The 23,445-nt window shown below is 67.6% G+C and carries 18 protein-coding genes; 10 read left to right on the top strand and 8 right to left on the bottom strand.

The window, feature by feature from the left end; genetic code table 11:
• Positions 1 to 7 precede the first annotated feature (7 nt).
• Genes LPA45_RS02830 through LPA45_RS02820 form a run of 3 tightly spaced genes read left to right on the top strand, consistent with a single transcriptional unit; the run spans position 8 to position 7,985 of the window.
• On the top strand, positions 8 to 3,160 hold the full coding sequence (locus LPA45_RS02830) for an MdtB/MuxB family multidrug efflux RND transporter permease subunit (RefSeq protein WP_116317212.1): 3,153 nt from the start codon (positions 8 to 10) through the stop codon (positions 3,158 to 3,160).
• Positions 3,157 to 6,468, top strand: coding sequence for an efflux RND transporter permease subunit (locus LPA45_RS02825; protein WP_116317211.1), 3,312 nt, complete (start codon positions 3,157 to 3,159; stop codon positions 6,466 to 6,468). Before LPA45_RS02830 ends, LPA45_RS02825 begins: the two co-directional genes overlap by 4 nt.
• 17 nt (positions 6,469 to 6,485) lie before the next feature.
• Positions 6,486 to 7,985 (top strand): efflux transporter outer membrane subunit, encoded by a 1,500-nt coding sequence (locus LPA45_RS02820; protein ID WP_199414496.1) that lies wholly within the window; start codon positions 6,486 to 6,488, stop codon positions 7,983 to 7,985.
• On the opposite strand, the gene LPA45_RS02815 is transcribed toward LPA45_RS02820, so the two are convergent.
• Positions 7,982 to 8,884 carry a LysR family transcriptional regulator gene (locus tag LPA45_RS02815; RefSeq protein WP_029048134.1) on the bottom strand — a complete coding sequence of 301 codons (903 nt, stop codon included), beginning with the start codon at positions 8,882 to 8,884 and terminating at the stop codon, positions 7,982 to 7,984. The two genes, LPA45_RS02820 and LPA45_RS02815, sit on opposite strands and share 4 nt — an antisense overlap.
• Before the next feature lie 111 nt (positions 8,885 to 8,995).
• Between LPA45_RS02815 and LPA45_RS02810 the strand changes: the two genes are divergently transcribed.
• The 7 genes from LPA45_RS02810 (at position 8,996) to LPA45_RS02780 (ending at position 15,596) form a co-directional block, all read left to right on the top strand.
• Positions 8,996 to 9,448 carry a PACE efflux transporter gene (locus tag LPA45_RS02810; RefSeq protein ID WP_116317210.1) on the top strand — a complete coding sequence of 151 codons (453 nt, stop codon included), beginning with the start codon at positions 8,996 to 8,998 and terminating at the stop codon, positions 9,446 to 9,448.
• Between the two features lie 136 nt (positions 9,449 to 9,584).
• Positions 9,585 to 10,841 (top strand): flavin-dependent oxidoreductase, encoded by a 1,257-nt coding sequence (locus LPA45_RS02805; RefSeq protein WP_116317209.1) that lies wholly within the window; start codon positions 9,585 to 9,587, stop codon positions 10,839 to 10,841.
• A 50-nt stretch (positions 10,842 to 10,891) separates the two neighbouring features.
• Positions 10,892 to 12,043, top strand: coding sequence for an ABC transporter substrate-binding protein (locus tag LPA45_RS02800; protein ID WP_116317208.1), 1,152 nt, complete (start codon positions 10,892 to 10,894; stop codon positions 12,041 to 12,043).
• Positions 12,040 to 12,624: a MarR family winged helix-turn-helix transcriptional regulator gene (locus LPA45_RS02795; protein WP_116317207.1), complete on the top strand. Its 585-nt coding sequence runs from the start codon at positions 12,040 to 12,042 to the stop codon at positions 12,622 to 12,624. The genes LPA45_RS02800 and LPA45_RS02795 overlap by 4 nt, the downstream gene beginning before the upstream one ends.
• 44 nt (positions 12,625 to 12,668) lie before the next feature.
• On the top strand, positions 12,669 to 14,267 hold the full coding sequence (gene dacB, locus LPA45_RS02790; protein WP_116317206.1) for a D-alanyl-D-alanine carboxypeptidase/D-alanyl-D-alanine-endopeptidase: 1,599 nt from the start codon (positions 12,669 to 12,671) through the stop codon (positions 14,265 to 14,267).
• Positions 14,268 to 14,457: 190 nt separating this feature from the next.
• Positions 14,458 to 15,276 (top strand): AzlC family ABC transporter permease, encoded by an 819-nt coding sequence (locus LPA45_RS02785; protein ID WP_116317205.1) that lies wholly within the window; start codon positions 14,458 to 14,460, stop codon positions 15,274 to 15,276.
• Entirely contained in the window at positions 15,273 to 15,596 is a 324-nt protein-coding gene (locus LPA45_RS02780) for an AzlD domain-containing protein (protein WP_116317204.1), read from the top strand. The genes LPA45_RS02785 and LPA45_RS02780 overlap by 4 nt, the downstream gene beginning before the upstream one ends.
• 37 nt (positions 15,597 to 15,633) lie before the next feature.
• On the opposite strand, the gene LPA45_RS02775 is transcribed toward LPA45_RS02780, so the two are convergent.
• The 7 genes from LPA45_RS02775 to LPA45_RS02745 form a co-directional block, all read right to left on the bottom strand.
• Positions 15,634 to 16,623, bottom strand: a complete 990-nt coding sequence (locus LPA45_RS02775; RefSeq protein ID WP_116317203.1) for an L-threonylcarbamoyladenylate synthase — start codon at positions 16,621 to 16,623, stop codon at positions 15,634 to 15,636.
• A 57-nt stretch (positions 16,624 to 16,680) separates the two neighbouring features.
• On the bottom strand, positions 16,681 to 17,925 hold the full coding sequence (locus tag LPA45_RS02770) for a 5-(carboxyamino)imidazole ribonucleotide synthase (RefSeq protein ID WP_116317202.1): 1,245 nt from the start codon (positions 17,923 to 17,925) through the stop codon (positions 16,681 to 16,683).
• A 41-nt stretch (positions 17,926 to 17,966) separates the two neighbouring features.
• The gene (gene purE, locus LPA45_RS02765; RefSeq protein WP_116317201.1) at positions 17,967 to 18,464 is read right to left on the bottom strand and encodes a 5-(carboxyamino)imidazole ribonucleotide mutase; all 498 of its coding nucleotides are present in this window, start codon (positions 18,462 to 18,464) and stop codon (positions 17,967 to 17,969) included.
• A gap of 53 nt (positions 18,465 to 18,517) precedes the next feature.
• The gene (locus tag LPA45_RS02760) at positions 18,518 to 19,426 is read right to left on the bottom strand and encodes a phosphoribosylaminoimidazolesuccinocarboxamide synthase (protein WP_116317200.1); all 909 of its coding nucleotides are present in this window, start codon (positions 19,424 to 19,426) and stop codon (positions 18,518 to 18,520) included.
• A 104-nt stretch (positions 19,427 to 19,530) separates the two neighbouring features.
• The gene (gene fba, locus LPA45_RS02755) at positions 19,531 to 20,595 is read right to left on the bottom strand and encodes a class II fructose-bisphosphate aldolase (protein ID WP_116317199.1); all 1,065 of its coding nucleotides are present in this window, start codon (positions 20,593 to 20,595) and stop codon (positions 19,531 to 19,533) included.
• Between the two features lie 50 nt (positions 20,596 to 20,645).
• Entirely contained in the window at positions 20,646 to 22,082 is a 1,437-nt protein-coding gene (pyk, locus tag LPA45_RS02750) for a pyruvate kinase (RefSeq protein WP_116317198.1), read from the bottom strand.
• Positions 22,083 to 22,141: 59 nt separating this feature from the next.
• Entirely contained in the window at positions 22,142 to 23,338 is a 1,197-nt protein-coding gene (locus LPA45_RS02745; RefSeq protein ID WP_116317197.1) for a phosphoglycerate kinase, read from the bottom strand.
• Positions 23,339 to 23,445: the final 107 nt, after the last annotated feature.

Raw genomic sequence — 23,445 nt, 5'->3', positions numbered from 1 at the left:
ACCACGCATGAACCCCTCACGCCTCTTCATCGAGCGCCCGGTCGCCACGGCGCTGCTGATGCTGGCCATCCTGCTCTCAGGGCTGGTGGCCTACCGGCTGCTGCCGCTGTCGGCGCTGCCGGAGGTCGACTATCCGACCATCCAGGTCACCACGCTCTACCCCGGCGCGAGCCCCGACGTGATGACCTCGTCGGTGACGGCACCGCTGGAACGCCAGTTCGGCCAGATGCCGGGCCTGAAACAGATGTCGTCGTCCTCGTCGGGCGGCGCCTCGGTGATCACGCTGCAGTTCGAGCTGACGCTGCCGCTGGACGTGGCCGAGCAGGAGGTGCAGGCCGCCATCAACGCCGGCAGCAACCTGCTGCCGTCCGACCTGCCGATGCCGCCGGTCTACAGCAAGGTCAACCCGGCCGACGCGCCGATCATGACCATCGCCATGACCTCCGACACCATGCCGCTGCCCAAGCTGCAGGACATGGTGGATACGCGCGTGGCGCAGAAGATCTCGCAGATCCAGGGCGTGGGCCTGGTCACCATCAGCGGCGGGCAGCGCCCCGCCGTACGCATCCAGGCCAATCCGGCCGCGCTGGCGTCGCTCGGCATGTCGATCGACGACCTGCGCACCGCGATCGGCTCGGCCAACGTCAACGGCGCCAAGGGCAGCTTCGACGGCCCGCAGCGCGCCTCGACCATCGATGCCAACGACCAGCTGCGCTCCGCCGACGAATACCGCCAGATCATCCTGGGCTACAGGAACGGCGCACCGATCCGCATCACCGACGTGGCGGAGATCGTCGACGGCCCCGAGAACAGCCGCCTGGCCGCGTGGGCCAACGACAAGCCCGCGATCGTGCTGAACATCCAGCGCCAGCCCGGCGCGAACGTGATCGAGGTGGTCGACCGCATCAAGACCCTGCTGCCGCAGCTGCAGAACGCGCTGCCGGCGTCGGTCCACGTGCAGCTGCTGACCGACCGTACCACCACCATTCGCGCCTCGGTCGAGGACGTGCAGTTCGAGCTGCTGCTGGCGATCGCGCTGGTGGTGCTGGTGATCTTCCTGTTCCTGCGCAATATCCCCGCCACCATCATCCCCGGCGTTGCGGTGCCGCTGTCGCTGGTGGGCACCTTCGGCGTGATGTACCTGGCCGGCTTCTCGATCAACAACCTGACGCTGATGGCGCTGACCATTGCCACCGGCTTCGTGGTCGATGATGCGATCGTGATGATCGAGAACATCATGCGTTACATCGAGAAGGGCGATTCGCCGATGCAGGCCGCGCTCAAAGGCTCGAAGCAAATTGGCTTCACCATCATCTCGCTGACCTTCTCGCTGGTGGCGGTGCTGATCCCGCTGCTGTTCATGGGCGACGTGGTCGGCCGGCTGTTCCGCGAATTCGCGATCACGCTGGCGGTGTCGATCCTGATCTCGGCGGTGGTCTCGCTGACGCTCACGCCAATGATGTGCGCGCGCCTGCTGCACCATGTGCCGGAAGAAAAGCTGTCGCGCTTTCACCGTGCCACGGGCCGCTTCTTCGACAACGTGATCGAGCGTTACGGCCGCGGGCTGGAGTGGGTGCTCGATCGCCAGAAGGCAACGCTGGTCGTGGCAGTGGCTACGCTGGTGCTGACCGTTCTGCTGTACCTGCTGGTGCCCAAGGGTTTCTTCCCGGTGCAGGACACCGGCGTGATCCAGGGCATTACCGAGGCCGCGCAGACCACCTCGTTCAGCGCCATGGCGCGCAAGCAGGAAGCGGTGGCCAAGGTGGTGATGCAGGATCCGGCGGTCGCAAGCCTGTCGTCGTTCATCGGCGTGGATGGCAGCAACACCACGCTCAACGCCGGGCGCATGCTGATCAACCTCAAGCCCAAGGGCGAGCGCGACCCGATCGACGTGGTCACGCAGCGCCTGCAGCAGTCGGTGCAGAACCTTGGCGGCGTGTCGCTGTTCACGCAGCCGGTGCAGGACCTGACCATCGAAGACAAGGTCTCGCGCACGCAGTACCAGTTCACGGTGGAGGACCCCGATCCCGAGACGCTGGCCACGTGGGTGCCGAAACTGGTGGAGCGCCTGCGCCAGGAGCCCGAGCTGCGCGACGTCACCAGCGACCAGCAGAACAACGGCCTGCGCGCCTATGTCGATATCGACCGCGACGCCGCGGCGCGCTTCGGCATCACCACCGCGGTGATCGACAGCGCGCTGTACAGCGCCTTCGGACAGCGGCTGGTGTCGACCATCTTCACGCAGTCGAGCCAGTACCGCGTGGTGCTGGAGACCATGCCGGAATTCCGCAAGAGCCCGCAGTCGCTGGCCGACCTGCGCCTGCCCTCCTCTTCCGGCGGACAGGTGCCGCTGGGCGCGTTCGCGCGCATCACGGAGCGCACCGGGCCGCTGGTGATCAACCATCAGGGCCAGTTCCCGGCGGCGACGATCTCTTTCAACCTGGCGCATGGCGAATCGCTCGGCGCCGCGGTCGACAAGATCACCAAGGTGGAACAGGAGCTGGGCCTGCCGATCTCGATGCAGACCAGCTTCCAGGGCGCGGCGCTGGCGTTCCGCGCGTCGCTGTCGAACACGCTGTGGCTGATCCTGGCCGCGGTGGTGACGATGTATATCGTGCTGGGCGTGCTGTATGAAAGCACCATCCACCCGGTCACGATCCTGTCGACGCTGCCGTCGGCCGGCGTGGGCGCGCTGCTGGCGCTGCTGGTGGCGGGGATGGACCTGGGCATCATCGCCATCATCGGCATCATCCTGCTGATCGGCATCGTCAAGAAGAACGCGATCATGATGATCGACTTCGCGCTCGAGGCCGAACGCGAAGGCGGCATGTCGCCGCGCGACGCGATCTTCCAGGCCTGCCTTCTGCGTTTCCGCCCGATCCTGATGACCACCATGGCGGCACTGCTGGCGGCGCTGCCGCTGATGCTGGGCTCCGGCATCGGCAGCGAACTGCGCCAGCCGCTGGGCGTGACCATGGTGGGCGGCCTGCTGGTCAGCCAAGTGCTGACGCTGTTCACCACGCCGGTGATCTACCTGGCGTTCGACCGCGTGGCCAGGCGCGTGAAGGGCTGGCGCAAGCGCCGCTTCGGTGATCCGGAGGAAGGCGGTACGGGCGAGGAGCCGCCGTATGAGCCCCCACGGGAGCCGACCCCGCGATGAATCTCTCGGCTGCCTTTATCCATCGCCCGGTCGCGACCGCGCTGCTGACCCTCGGCATTCTGCTGGCGGGGCTGGCGGCGCTGCGGCTGCTGCCGGTGTCGCCGCTGCCGCAGGTGGACTTCCCGACCATCTCGGTATCGGCGTCGCTGCCGGGCGCGAGCCCGGAAACGATGGCCGCCACCGTGGCGACGCCGCTGGAGCGCGCGCTCGGCACCATCGCCGGCGTGACGGAAATCACCTCCAGCAGCTCGCTCGGCTCCACCCGCGTGACGCTGCAGTTCGACCTGTCGCGCAATATCGACGGCGCCGCGCGCGACGTGCAGGCGGCGATCAATGCCTCGCGGGCGACGCTGCCAACCAGCCTGCCCAACAACCCGACCTACCGCAAGGTGAACCCGGCCGACGCGCCGATCATGATCATCGCGCTGACGTCGCCGACCATGACGCGCGGCCAGCTCTACGACGCGGCGTCGACCATCCTGGCGCAGAAGCTGTCGCAGGTGGACGGCGTGGGCCAGGTGACCATCGGTGGCGCGTCGTTGCCGGCGGTGCGGGTGGAACTGAATCCCACCGCCCTGAACAACTACGGCATCTCGCTGGATGACGTGCGCAACACCATCAGCGCGACCAACGCCAACCGCCCGCTGGGCACGCTGGAGAACGCCAGCAACAACTGGCAGGTCTACGCCAATGACCAGGCGATGAAGGCGGAAGACTACATGCCGCTGATCATCCGCTACGCCACGCCGGGCACGTACTCGTCGGCGTCGGCGGGCGCGCTGATCGCCAGCACCGCCAATGCCACGGCCAGCGGCGGCGTCAGCACCAAGGTGGTCAACGGCGTCACCGTGACCACGCTCACCACCAGCAGTGGCACCACCACCATCACCAGCGGCGCCACCGGCGGCAACAGCGCCACCAGCGGCCCGAATTCGTTCGCGGTGCCGGTGCGGCTGCGCGACGTGGCCAATGTGGTCGACTCGGTGCAGGACATCCGCAATGCGGGCTCGGCCAACGGCAAGCCGTCGGTGCTGCTGGTGCTGAACCGCTCGCCTGGCGCCAACATCATCGAGACGGTGGACCGCGTCAACGAGATGCTGCCGAACCTGCAGAAGATGATCCCGGCGGCGATCTCGATGGACGTGATGATGGACCGCACGCCCACCATCCGCGCCTCGCTGCGCGAGGTCGAGCACACGCTGATGATCGCGGTGGCGCTGGTGATCATGGTGGTGTTCGTGTTCCTGCGCAATGTGCGCGCCACGCTGATCCCCAGCGTGGCCGTGCCGGTCTCGCTGATCGGCACCTTCACGGTGATGTACCTGGCCGGGTTCTCGTTGAACAACCTGTCGCTGATGGCGCTGACGATCGCCACCGGTTTCGTGGTCGACGATGCCATCGTGGTGCTGGAAAACATCTCGCGCCATATCGAGGAAGGCATGAAGCCGCTGGCCGCCGCGCTGCGCGGCGCGCGCGAGGTGGGCTTCACGGTGCTGTCGATGAGCCTGTCGCTGATCGCGGTATTTATCCCGCTCCTGATGATGGGCGGCATCGTCGGTCGGCTGTTCCAGGAGTTTGCGATCACGCTCTCGGTGGCGATCCTGGTGTCGCTGGTGGTGTCGCTGACCACCACGCCGATGATGTGCGCGCGCATGCTGCGCCCTGTGGAACCGGAGCAGCAGGGGCGTTTCTTCCGTGCCACCGAGCGCATGTTCCAGTGGCTGCATGACGGCTACGCGCGCTCGCTGTCGACCGCGCTGCGCTTCAGCCCGCTGGTGTGGCTGGTGCTGATCGCCACCATCGCGCTCAACGTGTGGCTGTACGTGATCGTGCCGAAGGGCTTTTTCCCGCAGCAGGACACGGGCCGGCTGATCGGCTTTATCCGCGCCGACCAGGCCACCTCGTTCCAGGCCATGCGCGGCAAGCTCGACAACTTCATCACGATCGTGCGCTCGGATCCGGCAGTGGAGAACGTGACCGGCTTTACCGGCGGCTCGCAGCGCAATACCGGGCAGATGTTCGTCACGCTCAAGCCGCTGTCCGAGCGCAAGGAATCCGCCGATGCGATCATCGCGCGGCTGCGCGGCAAGCTGGCCAAGGAGCCGGGCGCCAGCCTGTTCCTGCAACCGGTGCAGGACATCCGCATCGGCGGGCGGCAGAGCAGTTCGCAGTACCAGTTCACGCTGCAGTCCGACGACCTCGAAGTGCTGCGCACGTGGGAGCCCAAGGTGCGCGCGGCGCTGTCCAACCTGAAGGGGCTGGAGGACATCGACACCGATACCAACGACAAGGGCCTGCAGACCTCGGTGATCATCGACCGCGATGCGGCGTCACGCCTGGGCGTGACCGCGCAGCAGGTGGATGCGGTGCTGAACAACGCGTTCGGCCAGCGGCTGGTGTCGACCATCTACCATCCGCTCAACCAGTACCGCGTGGTGATGGAGCTGAGCCCCGAGTACCTGCAGGGCCCGAACGCGCTCAAGGACATCTACGTCGTCACCGGCAATGGCAACCGTGTGCCGTTGTCCGCGTTCTCGCGCGTGGTGCCGACCAGCACGCCGCTGGGCGTGAACCACCAGGGCCAGTTTGCCGCGTCGACGATCTCGTTCAACCTCGCCGAGGGTACCTCGCTGTCGCAGGCGACGGATGCGATCAACCGCGAGATGGCGCGCATCGGCGTGCCCGAGACGCTGCGCGCCAACTTCCAGGGCGGCGCCAAGGCGTTCCAGGATTCGCTCAAGAGCCAGCCGATCCTGATCCTGGCGGCGCTGATCACGATCTACATCGTGCTCGGCGTGCTGTACGAGAGCTACGTGCACCCGCTGACGATCCTGTCGACGCTGCCGTCGGCCGGCGTGGGCGCGCTGCTGGCGCTGCTGGCATCGAAGACCGACTTCAGCATCATCGCGCTGATCGGCGTGATCCTGCTGATCGGCATCGTGAAGAAGAACGCGATCATGATGATCGACTTCGCCATCGACGCCGAGCGCCGCGAAGGGCTGTCGCCGCGCGATGCCATCTACCGCGCCTGCCTGCTGCGCTTCCGCCCGATCCTGATGACCACCATGGCCGCGCTGCTGGGCGCGGTGCCGCTGGCGATCGGCCGCGGCGACGGTGCCGAGCTGCGCGCGCCGCTGGGCATCTCCATTGTCGGCGGCCTGGTGGTGAGCCAGCTGCTGACGCTGTACACCACGCCGGTGGTCTACCTGACGCTGGACCGCTGGCGCCTGAAGGTCAAGGCCTGGCGCCAGCGCCGCCGCGGCCATAGCGGCGATAGCGGCACGCCTGACCATCCGGCCGCCGTCTGAATTTGCAGAGATTCCTCATGACTGTGTTTAACCCTGTGTTTAACCTTGTGTTTCGCCCTGCGTTTAGCCGATTCCTGACCCATGCCCTGCCGCTGCCGCTGGCGTGCGCGCTGCTGCTGGCCGGCTGCGCGGTCGGCCCTGACTACAAGCGCCCCGATGCGCCGGTGCCGGAAGCTTTCAAGGAAGCCGCCGATGCCACGACCGATGCGAATGCCTGGCGCGGCGACTGGAAAACCGCCGAGCCGCAGGATGCCGTCGCGCGTGCCGACTGGTGGACGGTCTTCGGCGACCCGCAGCTCGATGCGCTGATGTCGGAAGTGCAGATTTCCAACCAGAACATCAAGGCGGCGGAAGCGCAGTATCGCCAGGCCGTGGCCGCGCTGCAGGCGGCTCGTGCCGGCTTCTTCCCGACCGTCGATGCGCAGGCCGGCGCTTCGCGCGCACGCGGCGCCAGCGGCAATACGCTCAACGGGCAGAGCGTGACGCTGGGCGCAACCTGGGAGATCGATGTGTGGGGCCGCGTGCGGCGCCAGGTGGAAAGCAGCGAAGCCAGCGCGCAGGCGAGCCAGGCCGACCTGGCCTCGACACTGCTGTCGACGCAGGCAACGCTGGCGCAGAGCTTCTTCCTGCTGCGCGTGGCCGATGCGCAGAAGGCGTTGCTCGACCGCACCGTCGCCGACTACCAGAAGTCGCTGCAGCTGGTGCAGAACCAGTACGCCGCCGGCACCGCGCAACGCTCCGACGTGCTGCAGTCAGAGACCCAGCTCAAGAGCGCGCAGGCGCAGCAGATCGACATCCAGATCACGCGCGCGCAGCTGGAGCATGCCATCGCCGTGCTGGTCGGCAAGCCGCCCGCGGCGCTGTCGCTGGCCGCGGACGATTTCCGCAAGGCACCGCCGCTCGTGCCGGGCGCGGTGCCTTCGGAACTGCTGGAGCGCCGGCCCGACATCGGGGCGGCCGAGCGCCGCATGGCGTCCGCCAATGCGCAGATCGGCGTGGCGCAGGCCGCGTATTACCCGACGCTGTCGCTGTCGGCCAGCGGCGGGCTGACCGCCAGCACGCTGGCGCGCTGGATGTCGCTGCCGGACCGCATCTGGTCGATCGGGGGCGGACTGGCCGGCACGCTGTTCGATGGCGGCCTGCGCAGCGCGGCCAAGGCGCAGGCCGTGGCCGCGTATGACCAGACCGTGGCCAACTACCGCCAGACCGTGCTGTCGGCGTTCCAGGAAGTCGAGGACAACCTCGCCGCGCAACGGCTGCTGGAGCAGGAAGCGGTGGTGCAGAACGACGCGCTGCGCTCCGCGCGCGAGGCGCTGGCGCTGGTCAACAACCGCTACCGCGCCGGCACCGCGGGCCTGCTCGACGTGCTGACGGCGCAGACGGCTGCCTACACCGCCGAGCGCACCGCGCTGTCGATCGCCGGGCGCCAGTACACGGCGGCAGTGGTGCTGATCAAGGCCCTGGGCGGCAACTGGCATCCGCAACCGGTGAACGGCGCGACAGTCAGCCAGCGCTAGGCGCCGCGCTGCGGCGCGTTCGGCAACGGCTGCGCGCAGATGCGTTCGCGCAGCCAGGTGGCGGCCTTGCCCAGCGGCCGCTGCTTGTGCCACACCAGTTCCATCGCCACCGGCCAGTCCTGCTGCTGGAACGCCAGCGGCGGCGACACCAGTTGCGCCGCCGCCGGCGAGTTGGCCACCACGTGCCACGGCACGAAAGCCCAGCCGAGCCCGCGCTTGACCAGCTCGACGATGACCCACTGGCTCTCCACCCACCACACATCCGCCGCCACGCGCAGGCGCATCTTCTCTTCGCTGTCGGTACGCGTCGCGACCATCAGCTGGCGGTAGCGTTTCAGCTCTTCCCAGTCCACGCGCTGCGACGCGAGCGGATGGTCGGGCGCGCAAAGGATCTGCATCGGCATCCAGCCCAGTGCATGGAAGCCCAGCTCGGGCGGCAGCACCTCCTGCCGCCACATGATGCCGAGATCGGCGCCACCCTCCAGCACCAGCCGGCTGACGTCCTCCATCAGCGGGAACAGCACTTCCAGCTCGACCGCCGGAAACCGGCCGGAGAACGCTTCGAGCAGCTGTCCCAGCGTTTCTTCCGGATAGAGCTCGTCGACGGCGAGCACCAGCCGTGTCTCCACGCCCTCGCCCAGGCTCTTGGCGACGCCACGGAAGTGCTCGCAGCGCTCCAGGATCACGCGTGCCTCTGCCAGCAGCCGCTCGCCGGCCGGGGTCAGCACGGGATAGCGGCCGGTGCGGTCGAACAGCGCGTTGCCGACGTCGATTTCCAGATTCGACACGGCGGCGCTGACCACTGACTGGGCCTTGCCGAGCCGGCGCGCCGCGGCGGAGAACGAGCCGGCCTCTGCGGCGGCGACAAAGGCCTGGAGTTGGTCCAAGGAGAGACTCATACGACGCCCCTGCGAGTGATCTATCGGATTTGACGATAGTATCCAACTTGGCAATCCCAGCAAAGCAGATAGACTTGGCCCGACTGAATTGTTGCTCCGCAGGAGGAAACCATGCGTACTACCCGGGACCGGATCCGCCACGCCGTTGGCTTCGAGCTCGTCGGCTTGCTGATCTTCGCGCCACTGGCCAGCTGGGCCTTTGGCTACAAGCTGCACGAGATGGGCCTGATCGGCGCGGTCGCGTCGCTGATCGCGACCGGCTGGAACTACCTGTACAACCTGCTGTTCGACAAGGCCATGCTGCGCATCACCGGGCAGGTGCGCAAATCGGTCAAGGTGCGGGTGCTGCACGCGATCCTGTTCGAACTGGGCCTGCTGGTGGTGTTCCTGCCGGCCCTGGCGTGGTACCTGAATATCAGCCTGGTCGATGCCCTGATCATGGATATCGCCGTGGCCGTCTTCTACATGGTCTACGCGCTGGTGTACAACTGGCTGTACGACATCATCTTCCCGGTGCCGTCGCTGAAGCATGCCGCCAGGCCCGACGGCGCGGCGGCCGGCTGAGGCCGGGTTTTACCTGACCCCGGACAGGCCACTCCGGGGTGTATCCCCACCTTGCCGCGCGGACGCGAATTGTTATACTCGATAACAAAATTCGACGACCGGGCGCGTCGCTGCGCGCCGCAAGCGGGGAGACAACATGAAGATCGCAATCGCCGGCGGCGGCATCGGCGGGCTGACGCTGGCGCTGCTGTGCCACCGCCACGGCATCGACGCCGAAGTCTGGGAAGCCAGCGAATCGCTGCGCCCGCTGGGCGTGGGCATCAACCTGCTGCCGCACGCGGTACGCATCCTGTCCGAGCTCGGTTTGCGCGACGCGCTGGCCGGGATCGCGATCGAGACCTCGTCGCTCTCCTACTACAACAAGCTGGGCCAGCGTATCTGGCATGAGCCGCGCGGGCTCGCGGCGGGCTACGACTGGCCGCAGTTCTCGATCCATCGCGGCGAGTTCCAGATGCTGCTGCATCGCACCGTGGTCGAGCGGCTGGGTGCCGATGCGGTCCACACAGGACATGCGTTCGAGACCGTGCTCGATACCGGCGCGCGCGGGCCTGTGCGTTTCGGCCTGCGCCGCCGCGGCGACGGTGCCGAGGTGGAAGCCAGCGCCGACGTGCTGGTCGGCGCCGACGGCATCCACTCCGCGGTGCGCCAGCACTTCTATCCCACCGGCGACGCGCCGCGCTTCTCGCGCCGCATGCTGTGGCGCGCGGTCACCGAGGCGCCGCCCTACCTCGACGGGCGCTCGATGTTCATGGCCGGGCACCAGAACCAGAAGTTCGTCGCCTACCCCATCTCCGAGCCGCTGCGCCGGCAGGGCCGCTCGCTGGTCAACTGGATCGCCGAGCTGCGCGTGCCCGACAGCGTGTCTGACACACCGCCGCGCAGCGACTGGAACAAGCAGGTCGACAAGTCGGTGTTCCTGGCGCAGTTTGCCGGCTGGCAATGGGACTGGATCGACATCCCCGCGCTGATCGACGGTGCCGGGGCGATCTACGAATTCCCGATGGTCGACAAGGACCCTCTGCCGCGCTGGACCTTCGACCGCGTCACGCTGCTCGGCGATGCCGCGCACCCGATGTACCCGATCGGCTCGAATGGCAGCGCGCAGGCGATCCTGGATGCGCGCTACCTGCTCGACAGCCTGCTTGGCACGCGGGACACCCCTTACGCGCTGCGCGAATACGAGGCGGAGCGCCTGCCGCGCACTGCTGGTATCGTGCTGCGCAACCGCATGAACGGGCCCGAGCAGGTGATGCAACTGGCAGAGGAACGCGCGCCGCAGGGGTTCCGCGATATCGAACAGGTGATTCCGCGCGCCGAGCTGGAGGCGATTTCGCTGCGGTATAAGCAGCTGGCGGGGTTCGACCGGCAGTCGATGCAGGGCGGCGGGCGATAGCACCGCGATCCGCCAGATCCAACCAAAAAAAACCATCAAGAGGAGACAACATGGCGCCCCTGGACCCAACCCGGCTCACCCGCCTGGCGCTGGCCGCCGCCCTCGCCTTCACCGCCAGCGTCGCGCTGGCGGACATCACCGTCGGCGTCAGCCTGTCGACCACCGGCCCGTCCGCCTCGCTCGGCATCCCGCAGAAAAACTCGATGCCCTACCTGCCGCAGAAGATCGGCGGCGAGGCGGTGCGCTACATCGTGCTGGATGACGCCTCCGATCCCACCCAGGGCGCCAGGGTGGCGCGCCGCTTCGTCTCCGAAGACAAGGTCGACATCATTCTCGGCTCGTCAGCGGTCGCGCCTTCGATTGCCATCGCCGAGGTGGCCGAGGAAAGCCAGACCGTCCAGCTCGCCTTCTCGCCGATCGAGCTCAAGCCCGGCCGCGGCGGCTGGACCTTCCGGCTGGCGCAGCCGGTGCGGCTGATGGCCAACGCCGTCGCCGCCACCGCCAAGACCAAGGGCGTCAAGACCATCGGCTTCATCGGCTTTGCCGACGCGTACGGTGAAACCTGGCTGAAGGATTTCACCGCCGCCGCCACCGCCAACGGCCTGCGCCTGATCGCCACCGAGCGCTATGGCCGCGCCGATACCAGCGTGACCGCGCAGGCCATCAAGCTGATCGCCGCCAAACCCGACGCCATCCTGATCGCCGGCGCCGGCACCGGTGCTGCGCTGCCGCACACCACGCTGCGCGAGCGGGGCTACGGCGGCGCCATCTACCAGACCCACGGCGCCGCCACCAAAGACCTGATCCGCATCGGCGGACGCCTGGTCAATGGCGCGATCCTGCCGGCGGGGCCGGTGATCGTGCCGGAGCAGCTGCCAGCCGGCGACCCGGTACGCAAGCCGGGACTCGACTACGTCACCCGCTACGAGAAGCAATACGGCGCCGAGTCGCGCACGCAGTTCGGCGCGCATGCCTACGATGCCGGGCTGGTGCTGGAGCGGATCGTGCCGGTGGCGCTGAAAAACGCCAAACCCGGGACGCCGGCCTTCCGCCAGGCGCTGCGCCAGGCGCTGGAGACCGAAAAGGACATCGTGGTGTCGCACGGCGTGCTCAACTACAGTGGGCAAGACCACTATGGCTTTGACCAGCGCGGCCGCGTTATGCTGACGATCGACAACGGCAACTGGAAACTACTGCAATGATCCCCGACGCATCCGGTGCATCTGGCGCACCCGCCGCGGCAGGCAAGACTGGCAGCACGCACACCGCCAGCGCGCGGCGCAAACCGCGCGAACCGCTTGCGCCGGATCCGGCGGTGGCCGACAGCGGCTTCGATCCGCATGTGCCCAATGTCGACTATGGCGTGCTCGACAGCCTGATCGGCTACGCCATCCGCCGCGCGCAGATCCGCATCTACGAGGATTTCGTACTGTCTTTGTCGCAGTGGCAGATCACCCCGCCGCGCTTCTCGGCGCTGGTGATCATCTCGCGCAACCCGCACCTGAAGCTGACCGAGCTGGCGCGCATCCTGGGCATCGCGCGCTCGGGCGCGGTGCTGCTGGTCGATGCGCTGGAAGAGATGAACCTGGTCGCGCGCCGCCCGGCGCCGGGCGATCGCCGCGCCTACAGCCTGGTGCTGACCCCGTCGGGACGCAAGACGCTGGACGCGGCCACGCGCGCGGTGGTCGAGCATGACGCGCATGTGGGCAGCGCGCTGTCCGATAGCGATCAAGCCACGCTGAAATCGCTGCTGTCCCGGCTGGCGCCGCCGCGCGCGGACTGAGCGCCACGCCGCTGTCATCCGGCAAGCGCCAGCCATGCGTTAACATGGCCGCCATGCCAAGAACAACCGCCACGCGAACCGCATCGCGACCCGGCGCGCTGCTGCGCCGCCTGTCGCCTCTTCTTGCCGCCGCCTTGCTGATGGCCGGTGGGCCGGTCATCGCCCCGGCGCTGGCCAAGCCGCCAGCCAAGGTACAGAAATCCCAGAAGGTCCAGAAAGCCGGCAAGGCAGCCAGAGCCACGCCGTCCGCCGATCCGACCCTGGTGCAGGCCGGCGTACCGGCGCAGGTGGCCACGGCCCTGCGCCGCGCCGGCGTGCCGGCCTCGGCCGCCAGCTTCTACGTCATCAAGCTGGGCGCTCCAAGTGCGCGCGCCAGCTGGAATGCGCAGCAGCCGATGAACCCGGCCTCGACCATGAAGCTGGTCACAACCTTCGCCGGCCTGCAGCTGCTCGGCGCCGACTACCGCTGGCAGACCGCGCTCTACGCCGACGCGCAGCCCGGCTTCGACGGCACCGTCAATGGCAATGTCTACCTGCGCGGCCGCGGCGATCCCAAGCTGGTGCCGGAGGAGATGGCCAAGCTGGTGGCCAGCGCCCGCGCCGGCGGCGCCGCCACGATCAACGGCGACCTGGTGCTGGACCGCAGTTACTTTGCCGATGGGCTCAACGGCAACGGCACTATCGATGGCGAAGCGCAGCGCGCCTACAACGTCGGCCCCGATGCCCTGCTCTATGCCTTCAAGACGCTGTCGTTCACGCTGACGCCGGATCCCGTCACGCAGACCGTGGCGGTCAGCGTCACGCCGGAGCTGGCGCAACTCAAGCTCGACAACCAGCTGACGCTGACCAACGGCCGCTGCGGCGACTGGCAGAGCCGCGCCACCCCCAGCGTGCAGCCACAGGCCGACGGCACCGTGCTGGCATCGTTCGCCGGCGACTATTCGAGCGACTGCGGCGAGCACGTGCTCAATATCGCCACGCTGTCACACGCGGATTTCACCTGGGGCGGCTTTGTCGCCGAATGGCAGCGCGCCGGCGGGCGCTTCACCCACCTGCCGGCGCTGCGCAGCGGCAAGGTGCCGCGCGGCGCGGTGCTGCTGGCGCGCCACTATGGCCTGCCGCTGTCCGACATCGTGCGCGACATCAACAAGTTCTCCAACAACGTGATGGCACGCCAGCTGTTCCTGACCATCGGCGCCGAGCTGGACCGCGGCGGCCCGGCCAGCCCCGAGCGTTCGATCCGCGTGGTGCGGCGCTGGCTGACAAAGCAGGGGCTGGACATGCCCGGGCTGGTGCTGGATAACGGCTCCGGCCTGTCGCGCGAGGAACGCATCAGCGCCTACGACATGGCGCGCCTGCTGCAGCAGGCCGCGGCCAGCAACGTCGGCCCGGTGCTGGTCGATTCGCTGCCGGTGCTGGGCGTCGACGGCACGCTGCGCAACCGGCTGACCCGCGCCAATGCGGCCGGCAGCGGCTACCTCAAGACCGGCACGCTGGCCGATGTGCGTGCGCTGGCAGGCTATGTCGATGCCGAGGATGGCAGCCGTTATGTGGTGGTGAGCATGATCAACCACCCCAGCGCCTCGCAGGCGCAGGAGGCGCACGACGCGCTGATGCAGTGGGTGTATCGCGGCGCGCCCTGAGATTTGCGCCGGCGTTGACGGCAGGCCACCCGTGCGTGGCCTGCCGCCAACGCCGGGCGCCAATTTGTTAAGTGCCCACTTACCAGGGCGCGTTCCGACCCTATAATGCCAGGGTGCCGGCCGCGTCCTGCGGCGGCAGCTTTCCGGGCCGGCCCTCGGCGCCGGACCTGCATTGCCCCTTTCCTCTGACATGACTTCCCGACAACCCTCGGTGTGGTTGCGCTTCTGGCATCGCTTCGCACCCGCCGAACGCGACGGCTTCATGGCCGGCGTGCGCCGCTTTGCCCCATCCCTTCCCGCGGTATTTTCCTGGGGGCTGGTGACCGGCGTGGCGATGAGCAAATCGGTGCTGACCGTGCCCGAAGCCATCGGCATGTCGCTGCTGGCCTATGCCGGCTCCGCGCAGCTGGCGGTGCTGCCGCTGTTCGCGGCCGGACTGCCGCTGTGGACGATCTGGCTGACCGCGGCCATGGTCAACCTGCGCTTCGTCATCTTCAGCGCCGCCATGCAGCCGCACTTCAGCTACCTGACGCTGGCGCGGCGCACGGTGCTGGGGTTCTTCAACGGCGACCTGCATTTCGTCTACTTCATGCAGAAGTATTCGACGCCGGGCTATGAGCCCGGCAAGGAAGGCTACTTCTGGGGCATGGCGCTGACCAACTTCGCGATGTGGCAGGTATCGTCGATCCTGGGCATCGTGCTGGCGAGCCTGTTCCCGGACAGCTGGGGGCTGGGCCTGGCGGGCACGATGGCGCTGATCCCGGTAATGATCGCCACCATCAATTCGCGCTCGACACTGATGGCGGTGGTGATTTCGGCGGTAATGGCGTTGTTGTGCTTTGACTTGCCGTACCGGCTTGGGCTCGTGGTGGCGGTGGTCGGTGCGATTGCCGCGGGCATGGCCAGTGACGAGTTGGCGGCGCGGGCTGCGCTGCGGGGCATTCGTCGGCGGCGCAAGTCCGCGCCGATTGGCAATGCGGCTGATGCGCCGCCGGGAGACCGCGCATGAGCCATTCGGATATCTGGATCGCGCTGGTCGGCATGGCCGTGGTCACGGTGCTGACGCGCGCGTTCTTCCTGATGGCTGGCGAGCACGTCTCGGTGCCTGACCGCATCCAGCGGGCGCTGCGTTATGCGCCCGCAGCGGCGCTGGCGGCGATCATCCTGCCGGACCTGATGACGTGGCAGGGGCATTTCACCGTGGCGCTGTCGAACTACAAGCTGGTAGCGGGCGTGGTGGCCACCGCGTTCTACCTGCTGACGCGGCGGATGGTGGGGATGATTGCGGTGGGGATGGCGGTCTATACGGCGTTGCGGTTGTTGGGGTGAGGGCTAGCGCGTCTGGAAGTGCTCGCCCGAATCCGCTTCAGCCCCCGAACGCCGCCGCCGCGCGCTCCAGCCGGTCCCGCACTCCAGCCCAATCCTGCCCTTCAGGCAACGTCTCGAACACCAGTTGCGAATAGCCCTGCTTGTCGAGCTTGCGCAATAACCGGTACAGCTCCCGCGCATACGCAGCAGCATCCGCCGGCGCCTGCACCCAGGTGCAGCGCTGGTCCGCCAGCGGCGCGCGTCCTACCCAGGCCACGCGCGCATCGCCGGGCAGCGCGACAAGCCGCGCGGCAGCCGCCTGCGCATCCGCCAGCAACAAGGGCGTGTGCGGCGCGTAATGGGCCTTCAGCGTGCCTGACGCGCGCGGCGCGGCGGCATCGGGGGGCAGGGGCGCTTCGCCCAGTACCTGGGCCAGCATCCCGACCGTGACGGCACCGGGACGCAACAAGACCGGCCCGACGCCAGCGTCCAGGCGCGACAGGTCGACAATGGTCGATTCAATCCCGACCTCGACCCCATCGCCTTCCAGCACATAAACCGCATCGCCAAATTCATCCCGCACATGCTGCGCGGTAGTAGGGCTGACCTGCCCGAACTTGTTGGCCGAAGGCGCCGCAACTCCGCCGCGGCCGCGCTTGAAGCGCGCCAGCAGCGCCTGCGCCACCGGATGCGACGGGCAACGCAAGCCGATGCTGTCCTGCCCCCCCGCCACCGCGGCATCGATATGCGAAGCGCGCTTCAGAATCAGCGTCAGCGGCCCTGGCCAGAACGCATGGATCAGCTTCTGCGCGGCTTCCGGAACCTCGTCGGTCCAGTAGCTGATATCGGCGCCGTCGACCACATGCACGATCACCGGATGGTTGGACGGCCGTCCCTTCAGCGCGAAGATACGGCCGACCGCCTCGGGATTCTCGGCGTCGGCACCCAGCCCGTAGACCGTCTCGGTCGGGAAAGCGACCAGTTGCCCCGCCTCAAGCAGGCGGACGGCTTCATCGAGTTCAGCAGCCGTTGGCGTGCGCGGCGACATCGTGTTCCTTGCGTCGAATCAGTGCGGGATATCGGAGCGGGATATCAGAGCGGGAAATCAGGGCAGGATATGCAGCGCCTGCGCGGCCGCGGCAAAGGCAGCGCCGGCCGCCTCGGCATGCTCGCCGATGCAGTTGACGTGCCCCATCTTGCGCGACGGGCGCGCATCGCTCTTGCCGTACAAATGTAGCTTGGCGCCGGGCTGCGCCACCACCTCGTCCCAGGCCGGGGTACGTTCCAGCCCGAACTCGAACCACACATCGCCCAGCAGGTTCAGCATCTTGCCGGCCGAATGCTGGCGCGTGCTGCCCAGCGGCAGGCGGGCCATGGCGCGCACCTGCTGCTCGAACTGGCTGGTCTCGCACGCGTCCATGGTGATGTGGCCCGAGTTGTGCGGGCGCGGCGCCATTTCGTTGGCGACCAGCGAACCGTCGGTCAGCACGAAAAACTCGATGCACAGCACGCCGACATAGCCCATTTCCGTGGCGATGGCGGCAGCCGCGGCGCGGGCGCGGTCGGCGATGTCGGGCGAGACGCTGGTCGACGGCATTTCCGTCGAGAACAGGATGCCGTCGCGGTGCACGTTCTCGGCCAGCGGCCAGGTCGCGGTGGAGCCGTCCGCGGCGCGCGCGGCCAGCACCGAGACTTCATAGGCCAGCGGCAGCATCTGTTCCAGCACGCACGGCACGTGCTGCATCGCCTTCCATGCGGCGCGCACGTCGTCGCGCGTCTTCACGCGGGCCTGGCCCTTGCCGTCATAGCCCATGCGCGCAGTCTTGAGGATGCCGGGCAGCACGAGGTCGGGCAGCTGGTCGACGTCGGCGTCGTGCTGGATCACCCAGTGCGGGGCCGTGGGCACGCCGGTGCGCTCGGCGCAGGCGGCGAAGAACTTCTTCTCGCCGATGCGGTTCTGCGCGATCGACACGCAGTAGCCGCGCGGCGCGACAAACGAACCCAGTTGCTCCAGGCGGTCCAGCGACAGCGACGGCACGTTCTCGAACTCGGTGCTCACCGCCTGGCACAGCTTGGCCATCTCGGCCAGCGCGGCCTCGTCGGTGTACTGGGCGCAGATATGCTTGTCGGCCACCACGCCCGCCGGGCTGTCCTGGTCGGGATCGAGCACGCACACGCGATAGCCCATCGCCTGCGCCGCATGCGTGAACATGCGGCCGAGCTGGCCGCCGCCCAGCATGCCCAGCCACGCGCCGGGCAGGATGGGCGCGTCGGGACGGTCGACGCCGAACTCGGCGCGCGATTCCGGCGTGTGGGCTTCGGAGAGGTAGGGATGGATATCGGTCGGCATTGCTTGGTTCCGTGTGGGTCCGGAGGATTACAGCGGCAGCATTACAGCGGCAAAGTCATGGCGCGCGCGGCTTCGGTCTGCCTGGCGCGGAAGGCTTCCAGCGCAGTGGCCAGCGCGTCGTCGGTGGTGGCCAGCGTGGCGATGGCATGCAGCGCGGCATTGGCGGCGCCCGCTTCACCGATGGCGAAGGTGGCGACCGGCACGCCCTTGGGCATCTGCACGATCGACAGCAGCGAGTCTTCGCCGCGCAGGTACTTCGACGGCACGGGCACGCCGAACACCGGCACGATGGTCTTGGCCGCGATCATGCCCGGCAGGTGCGCGGCACCGCCGGCGCCGGCGATGATGGCGCGGATGCCGCGGCTGCGCGCGGTCTCGGCATAGCGGAACATGTCGTCGGCCATGCGGTGCGCGGACACCACCTGGGCTTCGAACGGCACGCCGAAATCCTTCAGCATGGCCACCGCGTGCTGCATCACGTCCCAGTCGGAACTGCTGCCCATCACGACGCCGACCAGCGGCTTGTCTTGCTTGCTCACTTTATCTGTTCCTTCGATGGTCGTTCCCGCACGCGCGGGAACGACGCCATGGCTTACTTCAGCTCTTCACCCGTCAGGCGCGTCAGCGCCTCACGATACTTCGCCGCCGTCTTTTCGATCACGTCATCCGGCAGTTGCGGCGCCGGGGCGGTCTTGGGCCACGGCTTGCCGTCGATGCGCACGGCTTCCAGCCAGTCGCGCACGAACTGCTTGTCGAACGACGGCGGGTTGGTGCCCACCTGGTACGAATCGGCCGGCCAGAAGCGCGAGGAGTCGGCGGTCAGCACTTCGTCCATCAGCGTCAGCACGCCGTTGTCGTCCAGGCCGAACTCGAACTTGGTGTCGGCGATGATGATGCCGCGGGTGGCGGCGAACTCGGCCGCTTCCTTGTACAGGCGGATCGAGATCTCGCGCATCTGGCGCGCCAGCGCGATGCCGATGCGGGCCTCGACCTCGGCGAACGAGATGTTCTCGTCGTGCTCGCCCATTTCTGCCTTGGCGGCCGGGGTGAAGATCGGCTCGGGCAGCTTCTGCGCATTCTGCAGGCCGGCGGGCAGCGTGATGCCGCACACCTTGCCGGTGGCCTGGTAGTCCTTCCAGCCGCTGCCGGCGAGGTAGCCGCGCACCACGGCTTCGACCAGGATCGGCTTCAGGCGCTTGACCACCACGGCGCGGCCCTTGACCTGCTCCACTTCCTCCGGCGCGACCACGGTTTCGGGCGCGATGCCGGTCTCATGGTTCGGCACAATGTGCGCCAGCTTCCTGAACCAGAAGTCGGCCATCTGGTTCAGCACGCGGCCCTTGTCGGGGATCGGCTCGCCCATGATGACGTCGAACGCCGACAGGCGGTCGGTGGTGACGATCAGCAACTTGTCATTGCCGACGGCGTAGTTGTCGCGCACCTTGCCGTGGCCCAGCAGCGGCAGCGAGTTGATGGAGGACTGGTAGAGAGCGTTGGACATGATGGTTCCGATAAAACGGCGAAGCCGCCGGGCGCAAAATGCGTGCCGCGGCGGCCGGAACTGCGATCCGCCTTCCACTTGCGCGGAAGGCGGACACGGGACAATTACTGCACGACCTGCGCCAGCTTGCCCGACTTGTACTGCTGCGCGACGTCGACCAGCGTGACCGGCTTGATCTTGCTGGCCTGGCCTTCGCAGCCGAAGGAAATGTAGCGCGCCTTGCACACTTGCTTGGCGGCTTCGCGGGCCGGCTTCAGGTATTCGCGCGGGTCGAACTTGCTCGGGTTCTCGACAAAGAAGCGACGAATCGCGCCGGTCATGGCCAGGCGGATGTCGGTATCGATGTTGATCTTGCGCACGCCGTACTTGATGGCTTCCTGGATTTCCTCGACCGGCACGCCGTAGGTTTCCTTCATGTCGCCGCCGAACTTGCGGATTTCTTCCAGCAGTTCTTGCGGAACGGCCGACGAGCCGTGCATCACCAGGTGGGTGTTGGGGATGCGGGCGTGGATTTCCTTGATGCGGCTGATCGCCAGGATGTCGCCGGTGGGCTTGCGGGTGAACTTGTAGGCGCCGTGCGAGGTGCCGATGGCGATGGCCAGCGCGTCCAGCTGGGTGGCCTTGACGAAGTCGGCGGCCTGCTCCGGATCGGTCAGCAGCATGGAGTGATCCAGCACGCCTTCGGCGCCGATGCCGTCTTCTTCGCCGGCTTCACCGGTTTCCAGCGAGCCCAGGCAGCCCAGTTCGCCTTCCACGGTCACGCCGACGGCGTGGGCCAGTTCCACCACCTTGCGGGTGACGTCGATGTTGTAGTCGTACTCGGCCGGGGTCTTGCCGTCTTCGCGCAGCGAACCGTCCATCATCACCGACGAGAAGCCCAGGTCGATCGCGCCCTGGCAGATCGCCGGCGACTGGCCGTGGTCCTGGTGCATCACCACCGGGATGTGCGGGTAGGCTTCGACCGCGGCTTCGATCAGGTGGCGCAGGAAATGCTCGCCGGCGTATTTGCGGGCACCGGCCGAGGCTTGCATGATCACCGGAGCGTTGACCTCGTCGGCCGCCTGCATGATGGCCTGCACTTGCTCGAGGTTGTTCACGTTGAAGGCCGGCAGGCCGTAGCTGTTCTCGGCTGCGTGGTCCAGCAGCTGGCGCATCGAAACGAGTGGCATGTCTAACTCCTAAATAAAAATGGGGTGTCTCTGTATTCTTCTGTCGGCGCTCAGTGCCCCACCCTGACGATCTTCAGGGTGTTGGTACCGCCCGGCTGCCCCATCGGTTCGCCGATGGTCAGCACGATGAAGTCGCCGCGCTGCACCACGCCCTGCGCCAGCAGCAGCTCTTCGGCCTGCTCCAGCGCGGTGTCGCGGTCGGCGCTGGACTGCAGCGGCAGCGGCACCACGTTGCGGTACAGCTGCATCTTGCGCTGCGAGGCCAGGTTGGGCGTCATGGCGTAGATCGGCACATGGATGCGGTGACGGCTCATCCACAGCGCGGTGGCGCCGGAATCGGTCAGCGCGGCAATCGCCTTCACCTGCAAATGATAGGCCGTGAACAGCGCACCCATCGCCACCGACTGATCAATGCGCGAGAACGTCTGATTCAGGAAGTCGGTGTCGAGCTGCACCACCTCGGACTTCTCGGCCTCGATGCAGACCGCGGCCATGGCCTCTACAGTCTCCACCGGGTAGCGCCCGGCCGCGGTCTCGGCCGACAGCATCACCGCGTCGGTACCGTCCAGCACGGCGTTGGCCACGTCCGACACCTCGGCGCGCGTCGGCACCGGGTTGACGATCATGCTTTCCATCATCTGCGTCGCGGTGATGGTGAGCTTGTTGGCTTCGCGCGCCAGCTTGATCATGCGCTTCTGCAGCGCGGGCACGGCGGCGTTGCCGACTTCCACGGCGAGGTCGCCACGCGCCACCATGATGCCGTCGGACGCCTGCAGGATTTCTTCCAGCACGCCCGGGTGGATGGCCTCGGCGCGCTCGATCTTGGCGATCATGCGGGCCTTGTGGCCATGCGGCTGGCCAGCCACGGCGGCCAGCTGGCGCGCCATTTCCATGTCGGTGGCGTTCTTGGGGAAGCTGACCGCGACATAGTCCGCGCCCAGGGCCATGGCGGTCTTGATGTCGTCCATGTCCTTGGCCGTCAGCGCCGGCGCCGACAGGCCGCCGCCCTGGCGGTTGATGCCCTTGTTGTTGGACAGGTCGCCGCCGATGCGCACGGTGGTGAAGATCTCGGTGCCCAGCACGCGGTCCACCACCAGCACGATCAGGCCGTCGTTGAGCAGCAGCAGGTCGCCGGGGCCGACGTCGCGCGGCAGGTCCTGGTAGTCCAGGCCAACGCGTTCTTCATTGCCGAGCTGACAGGCGGAATCGAGGACAAAGGGGGCGCCCGGCTTGAGCGTGACCTTGCCTTGCTCGAACTTGCCGACACGGATCTTGGGGCCCTGCAGGTCGGCCATGATGGCGACCTCGCGCCCGCACGACTGGGCGGCCTCGCGCACCAGGCGGGCGCGGTCGATATGGTCCTGCGCGCTGCCGTGCGAGAAATTCAGCCGCACCACGTCGACGCCCGCGGCAATCATGCGCGTCAGGATCTCCAGCGAGCTGGAAGCGGGGCCGATGGTGGCAACGATCTTGGTGGAACGGGTCATGCGCGGGTTTCCTTGGTGAAGGACGGGGGCCCGGCACGGCGCCAGGCCCGGCGGATGCTTCAGCCTGCTGCGCGCTGCTCCAGCACTTCAAAGGCGGGCAGCTTCTTGCCTTCCAGGAATTCCAGGAACGCGCCGCCGCCGGTGGAGATATAGCCCACGCGGTCGGCAATGCCGTACTTGGCGATGGCGGCCAGCGTGTCGCCGCCGCCCGCGATCGAGAACGCCCTGGAATCGGCGATGGCCTGCGCCAGCACCTTGGTGCCGTTGCCGAACTGGTCAAACTCGAACACGCCCACCGGGCCATTCCAGACGATGGTGCCGGCGGCCTTGAGCTGGTCGGCCAGCTGGGCAGCGGTCCTGGGACCGATGTCCAGGATCATGTCGTCGTCGGCCACGTCCTTGACGTCCTTGACGGTCGCCACGGCGGTGGCGCTGAACTCCTTGGCGCAGACCACGTCGACGGGGATGGGCACCGAGGCGCCGCGCCTGGCCATGATGTCGATGATGGTCTTGGCGTCGCCGACCAGGTCGGCTTCCGCGAGCGACTTGCCGATCTTCAGGCCGGCGGCCAGCATGAAGGTGTTGGCGATGCCGCCGCCGACGACCAGGTTGTCGACCTTGTCGGCCAGCGACTTCAGGATGGTCAGCTTGGTCGAGACCTTGGAGCCGGCCACGATCGCCACCAGCGGACGGGCCGGCTGGCCCAGCGCCTTGCCCAGCGCGTCGATCTCGGCGGCCAGCAGCGGGCCGGCGCAGGCGATCGGGGCGTACCTGGCGATGCCGTGGGTGGTCGCCTCGGCGCGGTGCGCGGTGCCGAAGGCATCGTTCACATACACGTCACAGAGCTTGGCCATCTTCTGGGCCAGCTCGTCGCTGTTCTTCTTCTCGCCCTTGTTCACGCGGCAGTTTTCCAGCAGCACCACCTGGCCGGGGGCGACTTCGACGCCGTCGACCCAGTTCTGCACCAGCTTGACCGGCTTGCCCAGCAGCTCGGACAGGCGCGTGGCGATCGGCGCCAGCGAGTCTGCCGGCTTGAACTCGCCTTCGGTCGGGCGGCCCAGGTGGGAGGTGACCATCACCGCGGCGCCGGCGGCCAGGCAGGCCTCGATCGCGGGCACCGAGGCGCGGATGCGGGTGTCCTCGGTGATATGGCCGGCGTCGTCCTGCGGCACGTTCAGGTCGGCGCGGATGAACACCCGCTTGCCGGAGATTTTGCCTTGGGAAATCAGATCGGAAAGACGCAGGACAGTGGTCATGACGGTGAAAGGCGCGAGATTTCGCTGAAAAATCGGGGAAACGGGGATTTTACCTGATCGCGGTCAACGCTTTGGCGATTCCGGGGTGCAACGGACTTACAATGTGC

Origin of the sequence: Cupriavidus sp. Agwp_2 (assembly GCF_040784895.1) — a bacterium.
In the GTDB taxonomy this organism is placed as follows: domain Bacteria; phylum Pseudomonadota; class Gammaproteobacteria; order Burkholderiales; family Burkholderiaceae; genus Cupriavidus.
This window is presented reverse-complemented; position numbering and strand designations above follow the sequence as displayed.